The sequence below is a fragment of the Octadecabacter sp. SW4 genome (genome assembly GCF_008065155.1).
Classification (GTDB): Bacteria; Pseudomonadota; Alphaproteobacteria; order Rhodobacterales; family Rhodobacteraceae; genus SW4.
On sequence record NZ_CP042819.1, the window covers coordinates 2,866,196 to 2,883,328 of the forward strand.

Here is a 17,133-nt window from a genome sequence, read left to right on the forward strand (position 1 = left end):
TCCTGCCGCCCGACGCGCCGCAATGCAAGCTCGCTGATGTGCAAACGCAAGGTGAGTTGCATCTGCCGCCGTCGCCGCCTTATATCAGGGCAAGCCCAAGCGGAGCGTAACGCATGACCAACTACCTTGAATTTGAAAAGCCTCTGGCCGAGATCGAAGGCAAAGCCGAGGAGCTACGCGCCCTTGCCCGCGCCAACGAAGGGACTGACGTCGAAAAAGAAGCCGCCGCGCTCGACAAGAAGGCCGCCGAGCTGATGGTCCAGATGTATGGCGACCTGTCGCCCTGGCGCAAATGTCAGGTGGCCCGCCATCCCGACCGCCCGCATTGCAAAGACTACATCGGCGCGCTGTTTACCGAATACACACCGCTTGCTGGCGACCGGAACTTTGCCGACGATCACGCCGTTATGGGTGGCCTTGCCCGTCTTGATGGCACGCCGGTGATGGTCATCGGCCACGAAAAGGGCAACGACACCAAATCGCGCATTGAACACAACTTTGGCATGGCCCGCCCCGAAGGATACCGCAAGGCGATCCGCCTGATGAATATGGCCGACCGCTTCGGCCTGCCGATTGTCACGCTGGTGGACACCCCAGGTGCCTATCCCGGCAAAGGCGCCGAAGAGCGCGGCCAGTCTGAGGCTATCGCCCGCGCAACCGAAAAGTGCCTGTCGGTCAAAGTGCCACTGGTCAGCGTGATCATTGGCGAAGGTGGATCAGGCGGCGCTGTCGCATTTGCAACTGCCAACCGAGTGGCGATGCTGGAACATTCGATCTATTCGGTGATTTCGCCCGAGGGCTGCGCGTCAATCCTGTGGAAAGACGCCGAAAAGATGCGCGAAGCCGCCGAGGCGCTGCGCCTCACCGCCCAGAACCTCAAGGAATTGGGCGTTTGCGATCGCATCATCAAGGAACCCGTGGGCGGCGCACATCGTCACAAGGCCGAAAGCATCGCCGCCGTGGGCAAGGCGATCCAGATCATGCTGGCGGAGATGCAGGGAAAGTCCGGCGAAGAAATCCGCGACGCACGTCGTAAGAAATACCTTGGGCTTGGCGCCAAGGGGCTGGCGGCCTAGGCTACCACATCTTCGTCTTGGCGTAGTCCGGATAGGCCGCGTCATAGCCATCAGCGTCAAAATCGACCGCCTGTTCACGCAAAAATGCGCCTGCCGTGGGCACATCGGCCTTTTCGGCCACGGCCCACAGTCTGGACCGCATGATCGCCTTGGCGCACTGGAAATAGAGTTCGTCAATCGTGATGACGACCACGGAGCGGGGGTGCTTGCCGCCCTTTTCAAACTGCCCGGTCAGCGCCGGATCGACCGCTAGAACCGCCTGCCCATTGACCCGAACCACATTGTTTTCGCCCGGAATCATGAACATCAGGCTGATACGCCCGTCCTCGACGATGTTGCGCAGGGTATCAAGCCGGTTGTTGCCGCGCCAGTCAGGCAGCAACAAGGTCTGCGTGTCCCGGATACGCACCACCGGCCCTTCATCGCCGCGCGGACTCCCATCAGCGCCGCTCTGCCCCACCGTACTGACCACGACAAACCGCGCGGCCGTGATCCAGCGGCGATAAAGCGGCGTCAACTGGTGGGCGACCTTGGTCAGAGACCTCGGCGACGGCGCGTCATACAGCGCCTCAAGATCGGCAATCGTCTCAACCGTCCGCATGTTCGACACCCTTGGCGAAATCAAACCCCGCTTCGGCCATCAGGGCATCCGAGCGCCCCTCGACGGCCGCCTCGAGCTGGGTCATGAATTGCGCCTGTGGCAAGCCCGCCTTGATGCGTGGCAGAAATTCGACGACCGCCGTGCCAGGCTCGCGATACACACCGCGTTTCGGCCAAAGCACACCAACATTGGTGGCGACAGGCACACAGTCCTGCGCCATTTCCTTGTAAAGGACGCCCGTGCCAACCTTGTAGGGCGCCTTGACACCGGGGGCGATGCGGGTGCCTTGGGAATAGATGATCAACTGACCGGGCATCGCATCGCCATTGGCCACATCCGTCAGCATCTTCTTGATCGCCTGCCCGCGCTTGCCCCGATCAACCGGAATACAACCGATCCGCAAGGCGTATTGTCCCAGGATCGGCGCATACATCAGAATCCGTTTCATGATGAACTTGCCGCGCGGCACGGCCCCGTAAATCATGATCACATCCATGAACGACTGGTGTTTGGCAGCCACCAGAACCTCGTCCGTCGGAACATCGCCACGCACTTCGGTCTTCATGCCGATCATCCAACGCGCCGTCCAACGCACCCAGCGGCAATAGGCATGACAGGCGGCAATCGCCCCATGCGGCGAGGCAATGGCCCAGGGCAGATAGATGATCGCGATGGGCAGCATCACGACATACATCTGCACGTTGAAGATCAGCGAACGCACCCATTGGACGGCGTATTTCATGACTGCTCCCTCAGGGTGCGCAAGGCCGCCGCGCGGGTTGCAAAAAAGGCAACGATCGCCGCCAACGGCGGAATGACCAAAGGCCAAAGCCAGTGCCACCCCTGAAAACCAAGCCCGGTAAGGAACCCGCCTGCCACATCGGCGCGGGGCAGCAACAGCACGGCAAAAATGCCCGCGATCATCCCCACGGTGGCCCCCAAAAGGGCGCGCATCGTAAAGCGGCGCACAAAGGCGCGGGCGATGTAGATATCGCGCGCGCCGACAAGGCGCATCACGCGGATCACCTGCGCGTTGGCGGCCAATGCCGCATTCGCCGCAAGCGTGATCATCGCGCCGGTGCTGGCCGCGATCAACAGGATCGCCACGAACCCAAGCGTGCGCAACCGCCCCGCCGCCGCCACAAGCGGTTCGCGCCAGCGGGTGTGATCATCAAGCACCGCACCGGGCACTTCGGCCTGCAGGCGCGCGCGCAGACCCGTGGCATCATAGCCGTTACCATCTTCGATGATCTCGATCAGCTGCGGAATAGGCAGGGTTTCAACCGGCAAATCAGGCCCAAACCACGGGGCCAGCAATGCACGCTGTTCATCGGCCGTCAGCGGACGGGCTTGGGCCACGCCGGGGGTCGTTTCCAGCACGGCCATCGCCGCGCGGGTCTGTGCCTCCATCTGATCGGCAGGTGCAGAAATCCGCAGAGTCGAGGTCTGCGCCAGCTCTGCCGCCCAGCGGTTCGCCAACCGTCCCGTCGCAAGTGACAGCGCCAAGGCAAAGACCGCAAGAAACGCCATCGCCGCCGATGTGAACAACGTCAGGCGGGCCGTAAAACCGGTGGGCGGCACGGCGCGATCCGCTTGGGGATCACCAGCCAGCAAAGCCATGACACGGGACAGAAAATCCTTCATAGGTCTGCCCCCGCAAGCTGCAAGCGCCGATCCTTGAGACGCAACACGCGCGTTGCGACCTGCGCCTTGGCCGCGCGGATCAACGACAGATCATGGGTCGCGATCAGCACGGTCTTGCCCATCTTGTTCAACTCGATCAGCAGCGTCAAAAGGCGCTGGGACATCTCGAAATCAATGTTGCCGGTAGGTTCATCCGCCAGAATGACATCCGGTGACATGATCACGGCGCGCGCCAAAGCAGCGCGCTGCCGTTCACCCCCTGACAATTGCGGCGGCAGTTGATCAGCCTGCGTGGTCAGCCCGACCCAGCCAAGCAGGTCTTTCAGGTTGCCGATCCCTTCTGCCCTGCGCCCCGCAACAGTCAGCGGCAACATCACGTTATCCGCCAGTGGCAAGTGATCAAGAAACTGGCAATCCTGATGCACAACCCCAATCCGGCGGCGCGTCATCGCGATCGCATCGCGATCCATCGCGCGCGTATCTTGATCAAAGACGCGCACATGCCCTGATGTCGCGATCAATTCCCCATAGCAAAGTTTCAGCAATGTCGTCTTTCCCGCCCCGGACGGACCCGTCAGAAAATGGAACGACCCGGGCGCGAGGGACAGATCAACCCCGGAAAACAGCTCTCCGCCGCCGTATGTATAGGCCACATTTTCGAGCGCGATCACAGGAAACCCCTTTGCTGGTTGCCCTCCTTTTGCCCAATAAGGTGACGGGTTTCAATCACACCCTGTCACCAACTGGTCGCAATTCCTTTGCGCTTCTGTCTTTGGCTGCTAAATAATGGTAAACAACCGCAGGAAAACTGCATGATAACGGGCGTAAGGGAAACAATATGCGACTGATTTGCCCGAATTGCGGGGCACAATACGAAGTTGCGGATGATGTCATCTCCGAAGCTGGACGCGATGTGCAGTGCTCCAATTGTGGCCAGACATGGTTTGAACACCCCGGCGCATCCGAAGCCGCCGAGGAAGGCATTGACCTGCCACCGCCGCCCGTACCAGAGGAGAAACCCTCGGCCGAGCCCGAACCCGCGGCAGAACCAGCAGCGGAACAAGCGCCTGAGACTGAGCCGGAGCCAGAACCAACGCCTGAACCGGAGCTGGAACCCGAACCGGAGCCGGAACCCGAAGTTGAGGCCGAGGACGACAGCTCTGCCCCGCAACAGCCCGAGCGCCGCGAAATTGACCCCGATGTTGCGAATATCCTGCGCGAGGAAGCAGACCGCGAAGAAGCCGCGCGTCAAGCCGAAGCCCAGTCCGGTCTGGAAACCCAGCAGGATCTTGGCCTTGATGACGCCCCCAGCGCCCAAGACCAACGCGACGAAGAAGCGCGCCGTCGCATGGCCCGCCTGCGCGGCGAACCCGAAGCCGCCGCTGCGGCCACCGTTGCCGCATCGCGCCGCGAATTGCTGCCCGATATCGAAGAAATCAACTCCACCCTGCGGTCATCAAGTGAACGCGAAGGCAGTGGCCACCAGACCGAAGCGGTGGCCGAAGAAGGCCGCCAGCGCAAGCGCGGGTTCCGGTTCGGGTTCTGGCTGATCGTGATCGTGGCCGCGATTGCCGCCGCGATTTACATCTTTGCGCCCCAGATCAGCGCTGCTGTGCCACAACTGGACTCCCTGTTGACAAGCTATGTGGCATTGGTCGATCAGGCGCGCCTCTGGCTCGACCTCAAGATGCAGGATATTCTTTTGCGGATGGAAGGCACGCCCGAAGCCTAGCGCCTAGAACCGGTCAAGCAACCGCTTGAGATACTCAAGCTCCAGATCAGGGCGCGCCTGATCGGCGGACCGGCGGCGCAGTTCTTCCAACAACTCTTCGGCGCGGCGATAGACATCACCGCCCTGCAGCATGTTTTCGTCCGATCCATACTGACCGGTGTTGCCGACCTGGCGCCCCAACGGATCACGGCGTTCGGTTTGCGCCTGTTCGGTCACGTCGCCCTGCTGGCCGCCCTGCCCTTCGTCGGGCTGGTCCATATCGTTTTCTGCCAAGGCACGGCCAAGATTGCGCATGCCTTCGCGCAGGGCGTCCATCGCTTCGGCCTGACGGTCAATCGCTTCGGCCAGATCGCCATCGCGCAGGGCATTTTCGGCCTCGTCCATTGCATCTTCGGCCTGTTCCAGCGCGCGGCGCGCTTCCTCGCCTGATTCACCGGGCAGGCTGGGCAGGCGACTGCGCAATTGCTCAAGCCCCCGACGCAACGCATCCTGACGGTCCGCAAGGCTTTGTTCGGTGCCGCCCTGGCCCTCACCGCCTGCGCCGTCGCCCGATTGCGCCCCGCCTTCGGGGCGGTCACCCTGGCCAAGACCTTCGCCGGTTTGGCCGTCTTGGCCGCCTTCACCACCCTCGAGCGGTTGGCCAGAACCTTGGCCCTGACCCTGTTCGCCCTGCTGGCCCTGTCCGGGCTGTGGTTGATTGCCGTCTTGTTCCCCGCGCCCGGGGTTGAACTGTTCTTGCAGGTCGCGAAAAGCCTCGTCATTCAACTGCTGCTGATCACGCAACGTGTCGGCCAGCTCTTCCATCGACTGCTCGCCGGGGGTGGGCGGGCCATCGCCGCCTTCACCTTGGGTGACGGTCAGGTTTTCCATCAACTGGTTCAACTGCTCCATCAACTCGGCGGCTTCGGCCATACGGCCTTCCTCCATGAGTTCCTGAATCCGGTCCATCAGGGCCTGTAACTCAGCGCGTGACACATCAAGGCTTTCACCGTCACCGCCATCAGGCTGATCGGTGCCACCCTCCGCGGGTTCGGCATTCTGCGCCAGCATCGCCATGTAGTCGTCCATCGCCTCGCGCAATTCATCCATCAAGGCGGCGATTTCTTCGTCGCTGGCGCCATTGCGCATGGCCTCGGCCAACCTTTCCTGCGCCCGTTCCAGACGTTCACGGGCATCGGCCAGATTGCCATCCTCAAGCTGGATCGCCAAATCCCACAGGGCCTGCGCAAGTTCGTCGCGCTGGTCGTCATTCATCCCAAATTCTTCAAAATTCACCAGCTGACGGATGATATGGCGCATCCGTAGATAGGTCGTTTCATTGCGAAACAAATCGCCCGGGCGATTGGACAGCGCGCGCAACACCTGTAACACGCGCCGGTCATTTTCAGCCGACCACAGCAGGTCGCGCCGCTGTTCGATCACGGCCTTGGCGATGGGACGGAAAAAACGCCGACCGGGCAGGATCATTTGTTCAGGTGCCGCGACACCGATCTGTTCACGCGCGTCTGTCACCGCGAAGGTCACTGTCACCGGCAAGTTCGCAAGCGGATGTTCACTCAGGTTATCAATCAGGGTTTCTTCGAAATTGGCACGGCTCCCCGTAAAGGGCATCGGCAGATCAAGGATCAACGGATCAATCGGATCAGGGGCGACGGCAAGGCCAAAGCGGCGGTCAACGCGGTCCAGATCAAGCGCAATCGTCGCCGTTCCCGACACCACGGCATAATCATCATCAGCGACAAATGCCTGCGCCATTTCACCGTTTGCATCGGCTTCGACGGGGGCAGTGATACTAACGCTTGGGGCGATATCGTCGATGACAGACACATCCCATGCCGCGCCACCATTACCATCAATTTCCAGACGTCCCGCCTGTTCGACAACAAAAGCCTGTTGCGGCGCAGAGGCACTTTCGACCTCGCCCATACGCCCGGACACGGTTTCATGCACCGTCAGCGTGCCCACCTCGCCGTAAAGGCGCAGGGTTATGGTGCTGCCTTCGGGCACCCGCAGAGGGCCTGCCGGAATATCCGCCAGATAAAGCGTCGGTTTGCCGGTGTAGGCAGGGGGCGCGACCCAGCCTTCCCACATGGGGCCGGACGCCATCGCGGCCCCGCCTGTTGGCCCAAGGTCAGCAACCGACCCGACCCGCCACAGCGACCCGAACATGAACGCGACAACCAGCGCCAACAGCGCAATATAGCGCAGTCCGTAAGGGTCGCGCGATGCAACGCGCAGATCGGGCTGCACCGCCTTGGCATCACGGCTGCGCGCGGCCATACGTTCAAGGTGGACCTGCCAGATTTCTTCCGAAGCGGCATCGCCGGCACCGATTGCCTGCTGATCCGCAAGGGCTGCAATCGGACGGCCCGGCAGGCGGGAATCGACCCGTGCCAATGCCTCGGCCCGTTTTGGCATCTTGAACCGGCGCGCGCCCCAAATAGCGGCGGCGATCAACGCCAGCGCCATCACAACAACAAATCCCCAAACGATTTCAATAGGTAAGCTGTCTTGCCACCCCATCATAAGCGGCGCGAGAGTGGCAAACAGAATGGTCCAGAACGGCCAAAACGCCTGTGTCACGCGTTCAGCCAGCATGCCTACCTGTGTCGCAAACACAGGCACGCGCAGGTGCGACAAGGGGTCGTTGCGTGGGGTCAGTTGCCCGCTCCGTTTAACTTGGTTGGATCACGATGACCCTAACCATTCAGGGATGTTATCGCGATTAATCATATCTTCAAAGGTAGGGCGTGGGCGGATAACCGCAAATTGATCCCCATTGACCAGGACTTCGGGGATCAGCGGGCGGGAATTATATTCGCTCGACATCACCGCGCCGTAAGCGCCGGCCGACCGGAACGCCACCAGATCATCCGCAGCCAGTGGCGGCATGTCCCGTGATTTTGCAAAGGTGTCGCCACTTTCGCAGATCGGACCGACAATATCATAGCGGTGCTGCTCCACGCCTGCGGCAGGTTCGACAACGGGCACGATATCATGCCATGCATCATACATCGCGGGGCGGATCAGATCATTCATTGCGCCATCAAGGATCAGGAAATCGCGGTCCTCGCCCGATTTCACATAGATCACCTTGCTGACCATGATGCCCGAATTGCCAGAAATCAGGCGGCCCGGCTCAATCTCGATCTCGCAGCCCAGATGGCCGACGGTGCGCTCGATCAACCGCCCGTATTCGACTGGCAGGGGTGGTGCGGAATTTGATCGCTCGTAAGGAATACCAAGGCCGCCACCCAGATCAAGGCGGGTGATCTCGTGCCCGTCGGCGCGCAGTTGCGCCGCCAGATCGGCGACTTTGCGATAGGCCGCCTCGAACGGTTCCAACTGCGTCAGTTGCGAACCGATGTGCACATCAATGCCGATCACCTTGAGCCCTTCGAGGGTCGCAGCCATCGCGTAAACTTCGCGCGCACGGGTGATCGGGATACCGAATTTGTCTTCCTTCTTGCCGGTCGAAATCTTGGCATGGGTCTTGGCGTCGACGTCCGGGTTGACGCGCACGGTGATCGGGGCAACAACACCAAGTTCCAGCGCGACCCCGTTCAACACCAGCATTTCCGGTTCGCTTTCGACGTTGAACTGGCGAATCCCGCCCTGCAAAGCCATGCGCATTTCATCACGGGTCTTGCCGACGCCCGAAAACACTATTCTGTCGCTCGGAACACCCGCCGCAATCGCGCGGGCGTATTCGCCACCCGACACAACGTCCATTCCCGCACCTTCGCGCGCCAAAAGCGTCAGAATGGCCTGATTTGACAGGCTTTTCATCGCAAAGCAGACCAAATGATCGGCAAAGCTCAAGGCCTCGTCGAACAGGCGAAAATGCCGCTGCAGGGTCGCTGTGGAATAGACATAGAAGGGCGTGCCCACTGCGGCGGCAATCTCGGCCACCGGCACATCCTCGGCGAACAGCGCACCGTCACGATAAAGAAAATGATCCATGCAGACATGCCTCGCGTTGCAACACAACGCTCATAGCAGATCGACAGGCAGGCCCAACCCTTTTTGCAGGCTCACGTGACCGGCTTGGCGCGCAAAAACAGATAGAGCGGCAATCCAAAGCTCACGCCGACAAGGAATGTGGCGGGGATGGCGATCAATGCGATCATGTTCCGGCGCACCGCGACCTCGGACAAAATCCAGACGGTCAGGGCAATCGCCGCAATCGTCAGATCCCAGACAAGACCCGAGGTGGCCGCATTGACGTGCCACGCATCGACCATCGCCTTGATGTCCCAGCCATTCGCCTGAAACCACGTGACGAAATAGTACATTGGGTGGATCGCACCCCAGATCGCGAGGGCAAGATAGATCAAGCGCAATGGCGACATGTTACAGGTTAAGCCCCAGACTAAACGTGCCATTGGTTGCGCCGATACCTGCGGTCGTGCTGACGCCGCCTGTTCCAACGCTGACACCCGCGCTTGCGGTCGGCGTCATGGGGGGCGCATCGGCACCGCAAGCTGACAACACGGTCAGCGCGACAATCAAACCGGACAGTTTCATCATGATAGAACCTCTTTCCAACGGGCGATCTGCGCGCGCACCTGCGTCGGAGCCGTGCCGCCATATGACATGCGAGACGCCACTGAATTTTCGACGCCAAGGACATCATACACGGCCTGTGTGATTCCTTCATGTATGGATTTCATGACCTCGAGTGACAGGTCCGGCAGGTCACAATTTGCCGCTTCGGCCTTGGCCACAAGGGTTCCGGTGACGTGATGTGCCTCGCGGAAGGGCAGGCCCAATTCGCGCACCAGCCAGTCAGCCAGATCGGTCGCGGTGGAAAACCCGGTGGCGGCGGCCGCGCGCAGCGACTCGCGGTTGGCGGTCATATCGCCCACCATCCCCGTCATCGCGGCCAGTGCCAGCATCAGGTGATCGGCGGCATCAAAGACCTGTTCCTTGTCTTCCTGCATGTCCTTGGAATAGGTCAGCGGCAGTCCCTTCATCACCGTCATCAGCGCGACATTGGCCCCGAAAATCCGGCCAATCTTGGCGCGGATCAGTTCAGCGGCGTCAGGGTTGCGCTTTTGCGGCATGATGCTGCTACCGGTCGACCATTTGTCCGACATTTTCACGAACCGGAACTGTGCTGACGACCAGATCACCAGTTCCTCGGACAGCCGCGACAGATGCATGGCGCAAATGCTGCTTGCCGCCAGAAATTCCAGTGCAAAGTCACGATCCGCCACGGCATCCAGCGAATTATGCATCGGCCCGTCAAAGCCAAGCGCGGCCGCCGTCGCATCGCGATCAATCGGAAATGACGTGCCAGCCAGGGCTGCAGATCCCAGTGGTGACAGGTTCATCCGTGCGCGCGCATCGGCGAACCGCGCGCGATCACGGGCGAACATTTCGACATAGGCCATCATGTGATGGCCCCAGGTCACAGGCTGCGCGACCTGCAAATGGGTAAAGCCGGGCATGACCCAATCTGCCCCCGCCTCGGCCTGCCCCAACAATGCGGACATCAGTGCGGCAAGCGCGCTGTCTGCGGCGTCACACTGGTCACGCACCCAGAGGCGGAAATCGACGGCAACCTGATCATTGCGCGACCGCGCCGTGTGCAACCGCCCCGCCGGTTCGCCGATAATTTCCGTCAACCGCGCCTCGATGTTCATATGGATGTCTTCCAGATCGGTGCGGAACGGGAATGTTCCGCCCTCAATCTCTGACAACACCGTGAGGAGGCCTTCCCCAATCGCCTCGGCGTCGCTACTGCTAATGATACCTTGTGCGGCCAACATCGCCGCATGGGCCCGCGAGCCTGCAACGTCTTGCGCCGCCATGCGTTTGTCGAACCCGATCGAGGCGTTGATCGCCTCCATGATCGCGTCCGGTCCTGCGCTAAAGCGTCCGCCCCACATTGCATTCGAGGATTTGGTCATATCGGAGGTCCCATGTTGAAAGTGACGGCACGGAAAATGAAGTCAGCGCTGCTTTATACGGCCCTTGCCGTGCTTGCAAATGCTGCGGTGGCGCAAGGCCTTGATATTGCCGCGCTGGCGGACCTGCGCGAAGGCGATATGCGCAAACTTAACTTTCACAGTGAACCAGTGCGCGGGTCTGACAAGGAATTTATCTCGGAGAATGGTGAGCAGATGACCCTTGCCGCCTTCGAAGGAAAGTATGTGGTGCTGAACTTCTGGGCGACCTGGTGCGCGCCCTGCCGCAAGGAAATGCCGCAACTATCGGCCCTGCAGGACGCCTATGGCGGTGACGCGGTCGAGGTGGTCACCATAGCGACCGGCCCCAACCCCCGCCCCGCGATGGAGCGCTTTTTCAATGAAATCGGGGTGACCAACCTACCACTGCACCGCGATCCGCGCAGCGATCTGGCCCGCGATATGGGCGTGCTGGGCCTTCCCGTGACCTTGATCCTGAACCCCGAGGGTCAGGAAATCGCCCGCATGCAAGGCGACGCGGACTGGGCCAGCGAAAGCGCGATGGCGATTATGGCGGTGTTGGCCGGGGTGCAGTAGCCGGTTGATCGTCCATCAACGCGCCGACTTCCCTGCACAAAATCCTAGCGCAGTCGCAGTCCATTTACGCGCGCTAGATGTCATGGCAAGGCCTACCTGACCCTGCCAAACATCCCGTCAGCCCCTTAGGCATTCTGCCGTTCGATATGATTGCGCAGCTCTTCGGCCTCGTGCCGGGCGTCACGCAATCCGTCCATAGCGGCGCGCAATTCGGCCTCGGTCTGGGACAGCTGGTTGGTGATTTCAGCCTCGCGCTGTTGCAGATAGGTAATCGCCTGATCGCGAGTTTCCTCGGCCTCGTGCAAGGACTGCGCCATCTTGTCCAGCTCGCCGATCTCGGCTTTGGTTACGCGGGTAAAGCGGTTCACCAGCCAGCTTGCGAACCACCCCAGACAGAATGCCACAAAAAGAATGATTGCCGTGGCAATGATAAACTCAGTTCTGTTCATCGGTTGTTCCTGTCTCTGCATGTTCTACAGTAGCCTCGTGCGGGACAGGATCGGCTTCTGTCGGCGCGGCGGGCTGTTCTTGGGTATCCTCGGGCGTGCCCGCTTCGGCTTCTTCCAGCGCGGTGGGCTGTTCTTCAATCGGTTCAGGCTCGATCAGGTGGAATTCGATCCGGCGGTTCGCCTCGCGGCCTGCTTCGGTATCATTATCCGCAATCGGGTCAGCTTCGCCATTGCCGACTGCCGTGAAACGGGCTGTCGGCACACGGCGCATCCGCAGGGCCGCAAGAACCGCCTCGGCGCGCTGCTGGCTTAGTTGCTGGTTCATTTCTTCGCGTCCCTGACTGTCGGTGTAGCCTGCGATCTCAAGCCGCAGATCAGCGCAAATCTTGAGCACTTCGGCGATATCATCGACGAGCGACTGCGCGGCCGCGTCGATGGTGGCCGATCCCGGTTCAAAAGTGATCTTGCGTTCAGAAGATAGAACGGTGATCTGTTCGATGCATTCCTCGGGCGTGGGCAGGCCCGCGATCGGGTCAAGCTGCTTGACGTATGCCACGTCAATTTCGAACGTTTCCGACTGGCCCAGCTTGTCGATCAACAGGCGCGAAATCGCCGCGCTTGCACCCTCATTGCCGGTATTGCCACGCACCACAAGGCTGTCGGGTTCCACAATGACGGACCCGTTGGTCAGCAGCGACAAGGCCTCGATCCCGGCAAGAACACGCACCGACCAATTGGCGGGCATGCCATCGACAATCCGGGTGCCCATATCAACATGAGTTCCGGGAAAGCGGGCGCGCGCATAGTTTTCGACGATCGAATTGAGCGTTTCATCCGACACCCGGCCGCGCAACTGCACATTGCCTTCGGGGCTGCGCGTTGCAATGAATTGCGGCGGCCCCGCACTTGCGGCGTCCGGTGTGGCGGGCAAAATCGCCTCGAGCGCGAAAACATCCGGCAAATCGTTTTCAAGTTCGCCGACGATCCGGTCAAACAACCCCTGAACGGTGCCTTGGGGCGCAACAAGCGTGATATCGGTGTCCGAAAGGGTGACGGTGCCGCCACCCAACTCGCCTACGGCGGCAATCGAACGCGCCACGGCATCGGGCCATGTGCGCGACGGCGCGCCCAGCGCAAGCGTGCAGCTTGCCGGCCCTGTCAGGCCAGCCTCACGGGCGGCAGCGATAATCTTGCGCTCACCCACGTCCGCGCTTACCGCGCAAGCGTCAAACTGGGCCTCTCCGTCTTCTAGGATAAACCGGACCGTGAACGGTGAAATCACGGGCCGCGGGGCCGTGACGTCCAAATCCAAGCGCACGTCACCGGGGAGGGTGCGCCGCAGCTCTGTTTCAATACGCGCCTTTTGCTCGGCGCTTTCGGAAATCGCGGTTATTTCAACAACACCGGCTGAAACCGAAATCTTGGAGCGCGGCAATTGCGCCAGCGCCCGAAGCGCAAAATTCATTGCCGGATCCCAGCCTTCCGGCACCGGATAATTCGCCGCCTCCAACAGGTCCGTCACGGGCAGGTCTTCTCCCGCGATATCGCTGATCCGCGCATTGATCCCCGCGCGGTCGGACAGCGCAGGGATTAGCCCGATCAAGGAGACGCCGCTGTCATTGCGCAAAATCTCGACGGAAAAGTCAGGCGGGGCGATCCCGGCCGAATCGACCACCTTCATGTTGTCGATCACGCGACTGGCATCAACCATCGACCCGGAAATCGAGATTGCGCGAAAACGGACAGCTTCTGACGCAGCCTCGCCCTCAAGAATGACCTGTAGACCGTCACCAAGAACAGTCACCCAGTTGTGGCCTGCGTCTTGCAACGCCTCTTGCACGGCATCGACCGAGCGATCCTCGACAACGGCAACGGTCGCCCGCGCCGCAAAGACCGACACGATGGCGGCCAGAACAAAAGCGGCCAAGGGTATGACAAGAGAAGAAAGGCGCATGACGTTCATTCACATTATATGGTTGCAGTTGTCCTAAGCTGCTTGCCGCCAAGGTTCAATCATAGGAACCACGCAACGGCAAAAAACAGCACAGGGATCAGCCCCGCATCACGATTCGAACGGAATAACCGCACCAAACCCGACGAATCCTTTGCGTCGAAATGGCGCAGCTGCCATGCCAGATGCCAGCCCATCGCCCAAGGACCGCCCAGCGCAACGACCATTGCCAGCACGGACCGGTCTATCGCCGCACCGATCACGGCCAAGCCAATCAATAGCACAGTCGCCGCGAGGAATCGGCGCAGCCAGTTGCGGCTGTCATCACCAAACAGGCGCGCGGTGGATTTCACGCCGATCAGCGCATCATCCTCGGCGTCCTGATGGGCATAGATCGTGTCATAAAAGAGGGTCCACGCGATCCCGCCGACATACAGAACCACCGCAGGCCATCCCAATGCACCGGTGTGCGCTGTCCAAGCCAACAATGCCCCCCAATTGAACGCAAGCCCCAGAAAAACCTGCGGCCACCAGGTAAACCGCTTGGCAAAGGGGTAGATCGCAACCGGCAACAGCGCCAAGGCGCCCAGCGTGATGGCCGCCCAGTTGAAGGTCAGCAGGATCAACAAGGATAGCAGCGTCTGCACCAGCATCCACGCCAGCGCCGCCCGCACCCCACTTGCCCCGATGGAATGGGCCGCGAGGCCGTGCGCGCGACCGATCCGTCAATCTGGCGGTCGGTGATGTCGTTCCATGTGCAGCCCGCGCCGCGCATCAGGAATGCACCCAGCGCAGATCCCGCGGCGATCCACAGATCATACCAGCCAAACCGCCCCGTCATCAGCGCCGCCAACGCCAACCCCCACCAACACGGCAACAGCAACAACCACGTCCCGATCGGGCGATCCGCACGGCTGAGCCGCAGAAACGGGCGCGTTGCAGCAGGCGCAAACCGATCCACCCAGTTTCCCGCAACCGCATCGGAAACCTGTCCGCTCTGCTCTGGTATCGGCGCGTTGTCGGTCATATGGTCCGTCCATGGCTTCACTTGTGCGACTCTTTGTAGACGCCCCGCTTGGCGCGGGGCAAGGCATCACGCTCACGGATCAGGCGCATTATCTCGTCAATGTGATGCGGTTGGGTGCGGGCGATGTCATCCAGGTTTTCAACGGACGCGATGGCGAATGGGCGGCGCGCATTGAAGCGGCCAGTCGCAAGCGGGTTGAACTGATCCTTGAGGCGCAGACCAAGCCGTTGCAAATGCCCCCCGATCTGTGGCTGTTGTTTGCGCCGATCAAAAAGGCCCGCACCGATTTCATCGTCGAAAAGGCCACCGAAATGGGCGCGGCGCGCATCTGCCCCGTGCAGACCGATTACACCAATTCCGAACGCATCCGGCAGGACCGCCTGCAGGCCCACGCGACCGAGGCCGCCGAACAATGCGGCGGCACCTTTGTCCCCGAAGTGGCCGATCTGCAAAAACTGGGCAAGCTGCTTGATCACTGGCCGCCCGAACGCCAGGTGATGTTTTGTGACGAGGGGATGGCGGGCCAAAGCCCAGCCCTACCCGACGGCGGCGGCCCCTGGGCGATCCTGATCGGTCCCGAAGGCGGGTTTTCCGCCGCCGAGCGCAAGCGCCTGCAAGCCCTGCCCTATACCTATTCCGTCAGCCTTGGCCCGCGGATTCTGCGCGCCGATACCGCCGCCGTTGCCGCGTTGACAGTCTGGCAACAGCACTTGGGTGATTGGTGATGCGGCCCGCCTTGCAGGCCGATCTGCCCGCAATCACCGTGTTCCTGACGGAGCACATCGCCACTGCGATGTTCCCCCTGTCGAACCTGGCGCGGCACGGATGGAACAGTGACGCCCCGCGCGGACCGCAGTTTTGGATCGCCCAAAGCGCCGGAAATGTGACCGATGTGCTGTGTATCACCAACGAAGGCATGGTCATGCCCAACTGCCCGTCGGGCAACTGGCCAGAAATCGCGCAGATTTGCGCCAATCGCGCGCTGATCGGCCTGGCGGGGGACAGCGACCAATGCGACAGCATTATTACAGCTCTTGGGCTTGAAAACGCCCACGCTGGCCTGAACGGGCGCGAACCATCGATGCAGCTTGATCTTGTCAACCTTGTCGTGCCCCAAGGTGACGGTCAACTTGTCCCGCTCGCCATTTGCAACCTTGCACAAATGGCGCAGTGGCGCGCCGCCTTTGTGATCGAGGCATTGGGCGTTGATCCCGACAGGGCCGCCGCGATCGGCACGCGCGATGTGACAACCTACCTTGCAAACGACAGCCACCGTGCGCTCATGATCGACGGCGCGCCTGTGGCAATGACCGGCTTTAACGCCACCCTGCCCAATACCGTGCAAATCGGCGGTGTTTACACACCCCCAGCGTTGCGAGGCCGTGGCTACGCACGCCGCGCCGTTGCCTTGCATCTGCAAGAAGCCCGTGACAAGGGCGTGACCCGCGCCATCCTTGCCGCCGCAAACGCCGCCGCCCGACGGGCCTACGACGCAATCGGCTTTGAACACATCGGCCACTTCACCCTTCACCTTTTCAAGACACCGCAGGTGGCGCATGGCTGACTTTATCCGCCCCGAAGCCCGCGCAGGCCTGCTGCGCTGGACAGAAACCGCCGTATGGATCGTGGTTGTGCTGTTTGGCGCTTGGCTGTTCCTGCGCGGCGGATTGTTTTGGCAGGTCATCGGCGCAATCGTCACCGCAACGGGCATCGCCCTGACTCTGATCGCCGTGCGCAACGCCCGTTTTCCGCAGGGTCACGATGGCCCCGGCATGGTCGAGGTGGATGAGCGCCAGATCACTTATTTCGGCCCCTCTGGTGGCGGCGCGGTGTCGATTGACCAACTGACCCGGATCGAAATCGAAACCACCGATCAGGGACCGATCGGCAGCGACCTGATCTGGATCTTCTTTGTGGATGGCGCTTCCCCGCTGATGATCCCCGGCAATGCGGCGGGGGCCGATACTTTGTTTGACGCGCTGTCAGCCTTGCAGGGTGTGAATTACGAAAAGGCAATCAGCGCCGCGCAGTCCACCCAGAACGCGCGCTTTACCATATGGCAAAAAGCGCACCGTCAGTTGCATTAAGTTTGCCCGGAGCGGCCCGCACCGGATTGACACCGGCGCGCGGAACGATCACCCCTA

General features: G+C 61.2%; 17 protein-coding genes and 1 pseudogene. 6 read left to right on the forward strand and 12 right to left on the reverse strand.

The features are described from left to right. Positions 1-113 precede the first annotated feature (113 nt). Positions 114-1,076: an acetyl-CoA carboxylase carboxyltransferase subunit alpha gene (locus tag FTO60_RS14210; protein WP_148056579.1), complete on the forward strand. Its 963-nt coding sequence runs from the start codon at positions 114-116 to the stop codon at positions 1,074-1,076. A gap of 1 nt (position 1,077) precedes the next feature. Here the strand turns inward: FTO60_RS14210 and FTO60_RS14215 are convergent, their stop codons facing one another. Genes FTO60_RS14215 through FTO60_RS14230 form a run of 4 tightly spaced genes read right to left on the reverse strand, consistent with a single transcriptional unit; the run spans position 1,078 to position 3,992 of the window. Next, a complete protein-coding gene (locus FTO60_RS14215) occupies positions 1,078-1,677 on the reverse strand; it encodes a pyridoxamine 5'-phosphate oxidase family protein (protein ID WP_148056580.1) in 600 nt (199 codons plus the stop codon). After that, positions 1,664-2,419: a 1-acyl-sn-glycerol-3-phosphate acyltransferase gene (locus tag FTO60_RS14220; RefSeq protein ID WP_148056581.1), complete on the reverse strand. Its 756-nt coding sequence runs from the start codon at positions 2,417-2,419 to the stop codon at positions 1,664-1,666. The genes FTO60_RS14215 and FTO60_RS14220 overlap by 14 nt, the downstream gene beginning before the upstream one ends. Continuing rightward, on the reverse strand, positions 2,416-3,321 hold the full coding sequence (locus tag FTO60_RS14225) for an ABC transporter permease (RefSeq protein ID WP_148056582.1): 906 nt from the start codon (positions 3,319-3,321) through the stop codon (positions 2,416-2,418). Before FTO60_RS14225 ends, FTO60_RS14220 begins: the two co-directional genes overlap by 4 nt. Further along, positions 3,318-3,992: a cell division ATP-binding protein FtsE gene (locus FTO60_RS14230; protein WP_148056583.1), complete on the reverse strand. Its 675-nt coding sequence runs from the start codon at positions 3,990-3,992 to the stop codon at positions 3,318-3,320. The genes FTO60_RS14225 and FTO60_RS14230 overlap by 4 nt, the downstream gene beginning before the upstream one ends. Positions 3,993-4,159: 167 nt before the next feature. Between FTO60_RS14230 and FTO60_RS14235 the strand changes: the two genes are divergently transcribed. Further along, positions 4,160-5,053 carry a zinc-ribbon domain-containing protein gene (locus FTO60_RS14235; protein ID WP_148056584.1) on the forward strand — a complete coding sequence of 298 codons (894 nt, stop codon included), beginning with the start codon at positions 4,160-4,162 and terminating at the stop codon, positions 5,051-5,053. 3 nt (positions 5,054-5,056) lie between these two features. Here FTO60_RS14235 and FTO60_RS14240 read toward each other — a convergent pair whose 3' ends face one another. From FTO60_RS14240 to argH, 5 genes are all read right to left on the reverse strand, one after another. Beyond that, on the reverse strand, positions 5,057-7,693 hold the full coding sequence (locus FTO60_RS14240) for a DUF4175 domain-containing protein (RefSeq protein ID WP_368074252.1): 2,637 nt from the start codon (positions 7,691-7,693) through the stop codon (positions 5,057-5,059). 48 nt (positions 7,694-7,741) lie between these two features. Beyond that, complete coding sequence (gene lysA, locus FTO60_RS14245; RefSeq protein WP_148056586.1) at positions 7,742-9,016, reverse strand: diaminopimelate decarboxylase; 1,275 nt, start codon at positions 9,014-9,016, stop codon at positions 7,742-7,744. A gap of 71 nt (positions 9,017-9,087) precedes the next feature. Further along, positions 9,088-9,405, reverse strand: a complete 318-nt coding sequence (locus FTO60_RS14250) for a DUF2834 domain-containing protein (RefSeq protein ID WP_148056587.1) — start codon at positions 9,403-9,405, stop codon at positions 9,088-9,090. A gap of 1 nt (position 9,406) precedes the next feature. Continuing rightward, positions 9,407-9,583 carry a hypothetical protein gene (locus FTO60_RS17760; protein WP_172623763.1) on the reverse strand — a complete coding sequence of 59 codons (177 nt, stop codon included), beginning with the start codon at positions 9,581-9,583 and terminating at the stop codon, positions 9,407-9,409. Continuing rightward, entirely contained in the window at positions 9,580-10,968 is a 1,389-nt protein-coding gene (gene argH / locus FTO60_RS14255; protein ID WP_148056588.1) for an argininosuccinate lyase, read from the reverse strand. Before argH ends, FTO60_RS17760 begins: the two co-directional genes overlap by 4 nt. Positions 10,969-10,980: 12 nt before the next feature. Here argH and FTO60_RS14260 point away from each other — a divergent pair, with 12 nt between their 5' ends. Continuing rightward, positions 10,981-11,562: a TlpA disulfide reductase family protein gene (locus FTO60_RS14260; RefSeq protein ID WP_254696819.1), complete on the forward strand. Its 582-nt coding sequence runs from the start codon at positions 10,981-10,983 to the stop codon at positions 11,560-11,562. 125 nt (positions 11,563-11,687) lie between these two features. Here FTO60_RS14260 and FTO60_RS14265 read toward each other — a convergent pair whose 3' ends face one another. From FTO60_RS14265 to ubiA, 3 genes and pseudogenes are all read right to left on the reverse strand, one after another. After that, positions 11,688-12,011 carry a hypothetical protein gene (locus tag FTO60_RS14265; RefSeq protein ID WP_148056589.1) on the reverse strand — a complete coding sequence of 108 codons (324 nt, stop codon included), beginning with the start codon at positions 12,009-12,011 and terminating at the stop codon, positions 11,688-11,690. After that, a complete protein-coding gene (locus FTO60_RS14270; protein WP_148056590.1) occupies positions 11,998-13,965 on the reverse strand; it encodes an OmpA family protein in 1,968 nt (655 codons plus the stop codon). Before FTO60_RS14270 ends, FTO60_RS14265 begins: the two co-directional genes overlap by 14 nt. A 59-nt stretch (positions 13,966-14,024) precedes the next feature. Beyond that, positions 14,025-14,989 (reverse strand): annotated as a pseudogene (gene ubiA, locus FTO60_RS14275) (4-hydroxybenzoate octaprenyltransferase). A gap of 11 nt (positions 14,990-15,000) precedes the next feature. On the opposite strand from ubiA, the gene FTO60_RS14280 reads away from it, so the two are divergent. Genes FTO60_RS14280 through FTO60_RS14290 form a run of 3 tightly spaced genes read left to right on the forward strand, consistent with a single transcriptional unit; the run spans position 15,001 to position 17,076 of the window. Next, positions 15,001-15,714 (forward strand): 16S rRNA (uracil(1498)-N(3))-methyltransferase, encoded by a 714-nt coding sequence (locus tag FTO60_RS14280; RefSeq protein WP_148056591.1) that lies wholly within the window; start codon positions 15,001-15,003, stop codon positions 15,712-15,714. Beyond that, entirely contained in the window at positions 15,714-16,553 is an 840-nt protein-coding gene (locus FTO60_RS14285; protein ID WP_148056592.1) for a GNAT family N-acetyltransferase, read from the forward strand. Before FTO60_RS14280 ends, FTO60_RS14285 begins: the two co-directional genes overlap by 1 nt. Continuing rightward, positions 16,546-17,076, forward strand: a complete 531-nt coding sequence (locus tag FTO60_RS14290; RefSeq protein ID WP_148056593.1) for a hypothetical protein — start codon at positions 16,546-16,548, stop codon at positions 17,074-17,076. The genes FTO60_RS14285 and FTO60_RS14290 overlap by 8 nt, the downstream gene beginning before the upstream one ends. The last annotated feature ends 57 nt before the right edge of the window (positions 17,077-17,133 follow it).

Coding starts and splice junctions, on each gene's coding strand:
- FTO60_RS14235 (WP_148056584.1), top strand. CDS start 4,160: ATGCGACTGATTTGCCCGAATTGCGGGGCACAATACGAAGTTGCGGAT.
- argH (WP_148056588.1), bottom strand. CDS start 10,968: ATGACCAAATCCTCGAATGCAATGTGGGGCGGACGCTTTAGCGCAGGA.
- FTO60_RS14280 (WP_148056591.1), top strand. CDS start 15,001: ATGGCTTCACTTGTGCGACTCTTTGTAGACGCCCCGCTTGGCGCGGGG.
- FTO60_RS14260 (WP_254696819.1), top strand. CDS start 10,981: ATGTTGAAAGTGACGGCACGGAAAATGAAGTCAGCGCTGCTTTATACG.
- FTO60_RS14225 (WP_148056582.1), bottom strand. CDS start 3,321: ATGAAGGATTTTCTGTCCCGTGTCATGGCTTTGCTGGCTGGTGATCCC.
- FTO60_RS17760 (WP_172623763.1), bottom strand. CDS start 9,583: ATGATGAAACTGTCCGGTTTGATTGTCGCGCTGACCGTGTTGTCAGCT.
- lysA (WP_148056586.1), bottom strand. CDS start 9,016: ATGGATCATTTTCTTTATCGTGACGGTGCGCTGTTCGCCGAGGATGTG.
- FTO60_RS14285 (WP_148056592.1), top strand. CDS start 15,714: ATGCGGCCCGCCTTGCAGGCCGATCTGCCCGCAATCACCGTGTTCCTG.
- FTO60_RS14265 (WP_148056589.1), bottom strand. CDS start 12,011: ATGAACAGAACTGAGTTTATCATTGCCACGGCAATCATTCTTTTTGTG.
- FTO60_RS14250 (WP_148056587.1), bottom strand. CDS start 9,405: ATGTCGCCATTGCGCTTGATCTATCTTGCCCTCGCGATCTGGGGTGCG.
- FTO60_RS14220 (WP_148056581.1), bottom strand. CDS start 2,419: ATGAAATACGCCGTCCAATGGGTGCGTTCGCTGATCTTCAACGTGCAG.
- FTO60_RS14290 (WP_148056593.1), top strand. CDS start 16,546: ATGGCTGACTTTATCCGCCCCGAAGCCCGCGCAGGCCTGCTGCGCTGG.
- FTO60_RS14210 (WP_148056579.1), top strand. CDS start 114: ATGACCAACTACCTTGAATTTGAAAAGCCTCTGGCCGAGATCGAAGGC.
- FTO60_RS14215 (WP_148056580.1), bottom strand. CDS start 1,677: ATGCGGACGGTTGAGACGATTGCCGATCTTGAGGCGCTGTATGACGCG.
- FTO60_RS14270 (WP_148056590.1), bottom strand. CDS start 13,965: ATGCGCCTTTCTTCTCTTGTCATACCCTTGGCCGCTTTTGTTCTGGCC.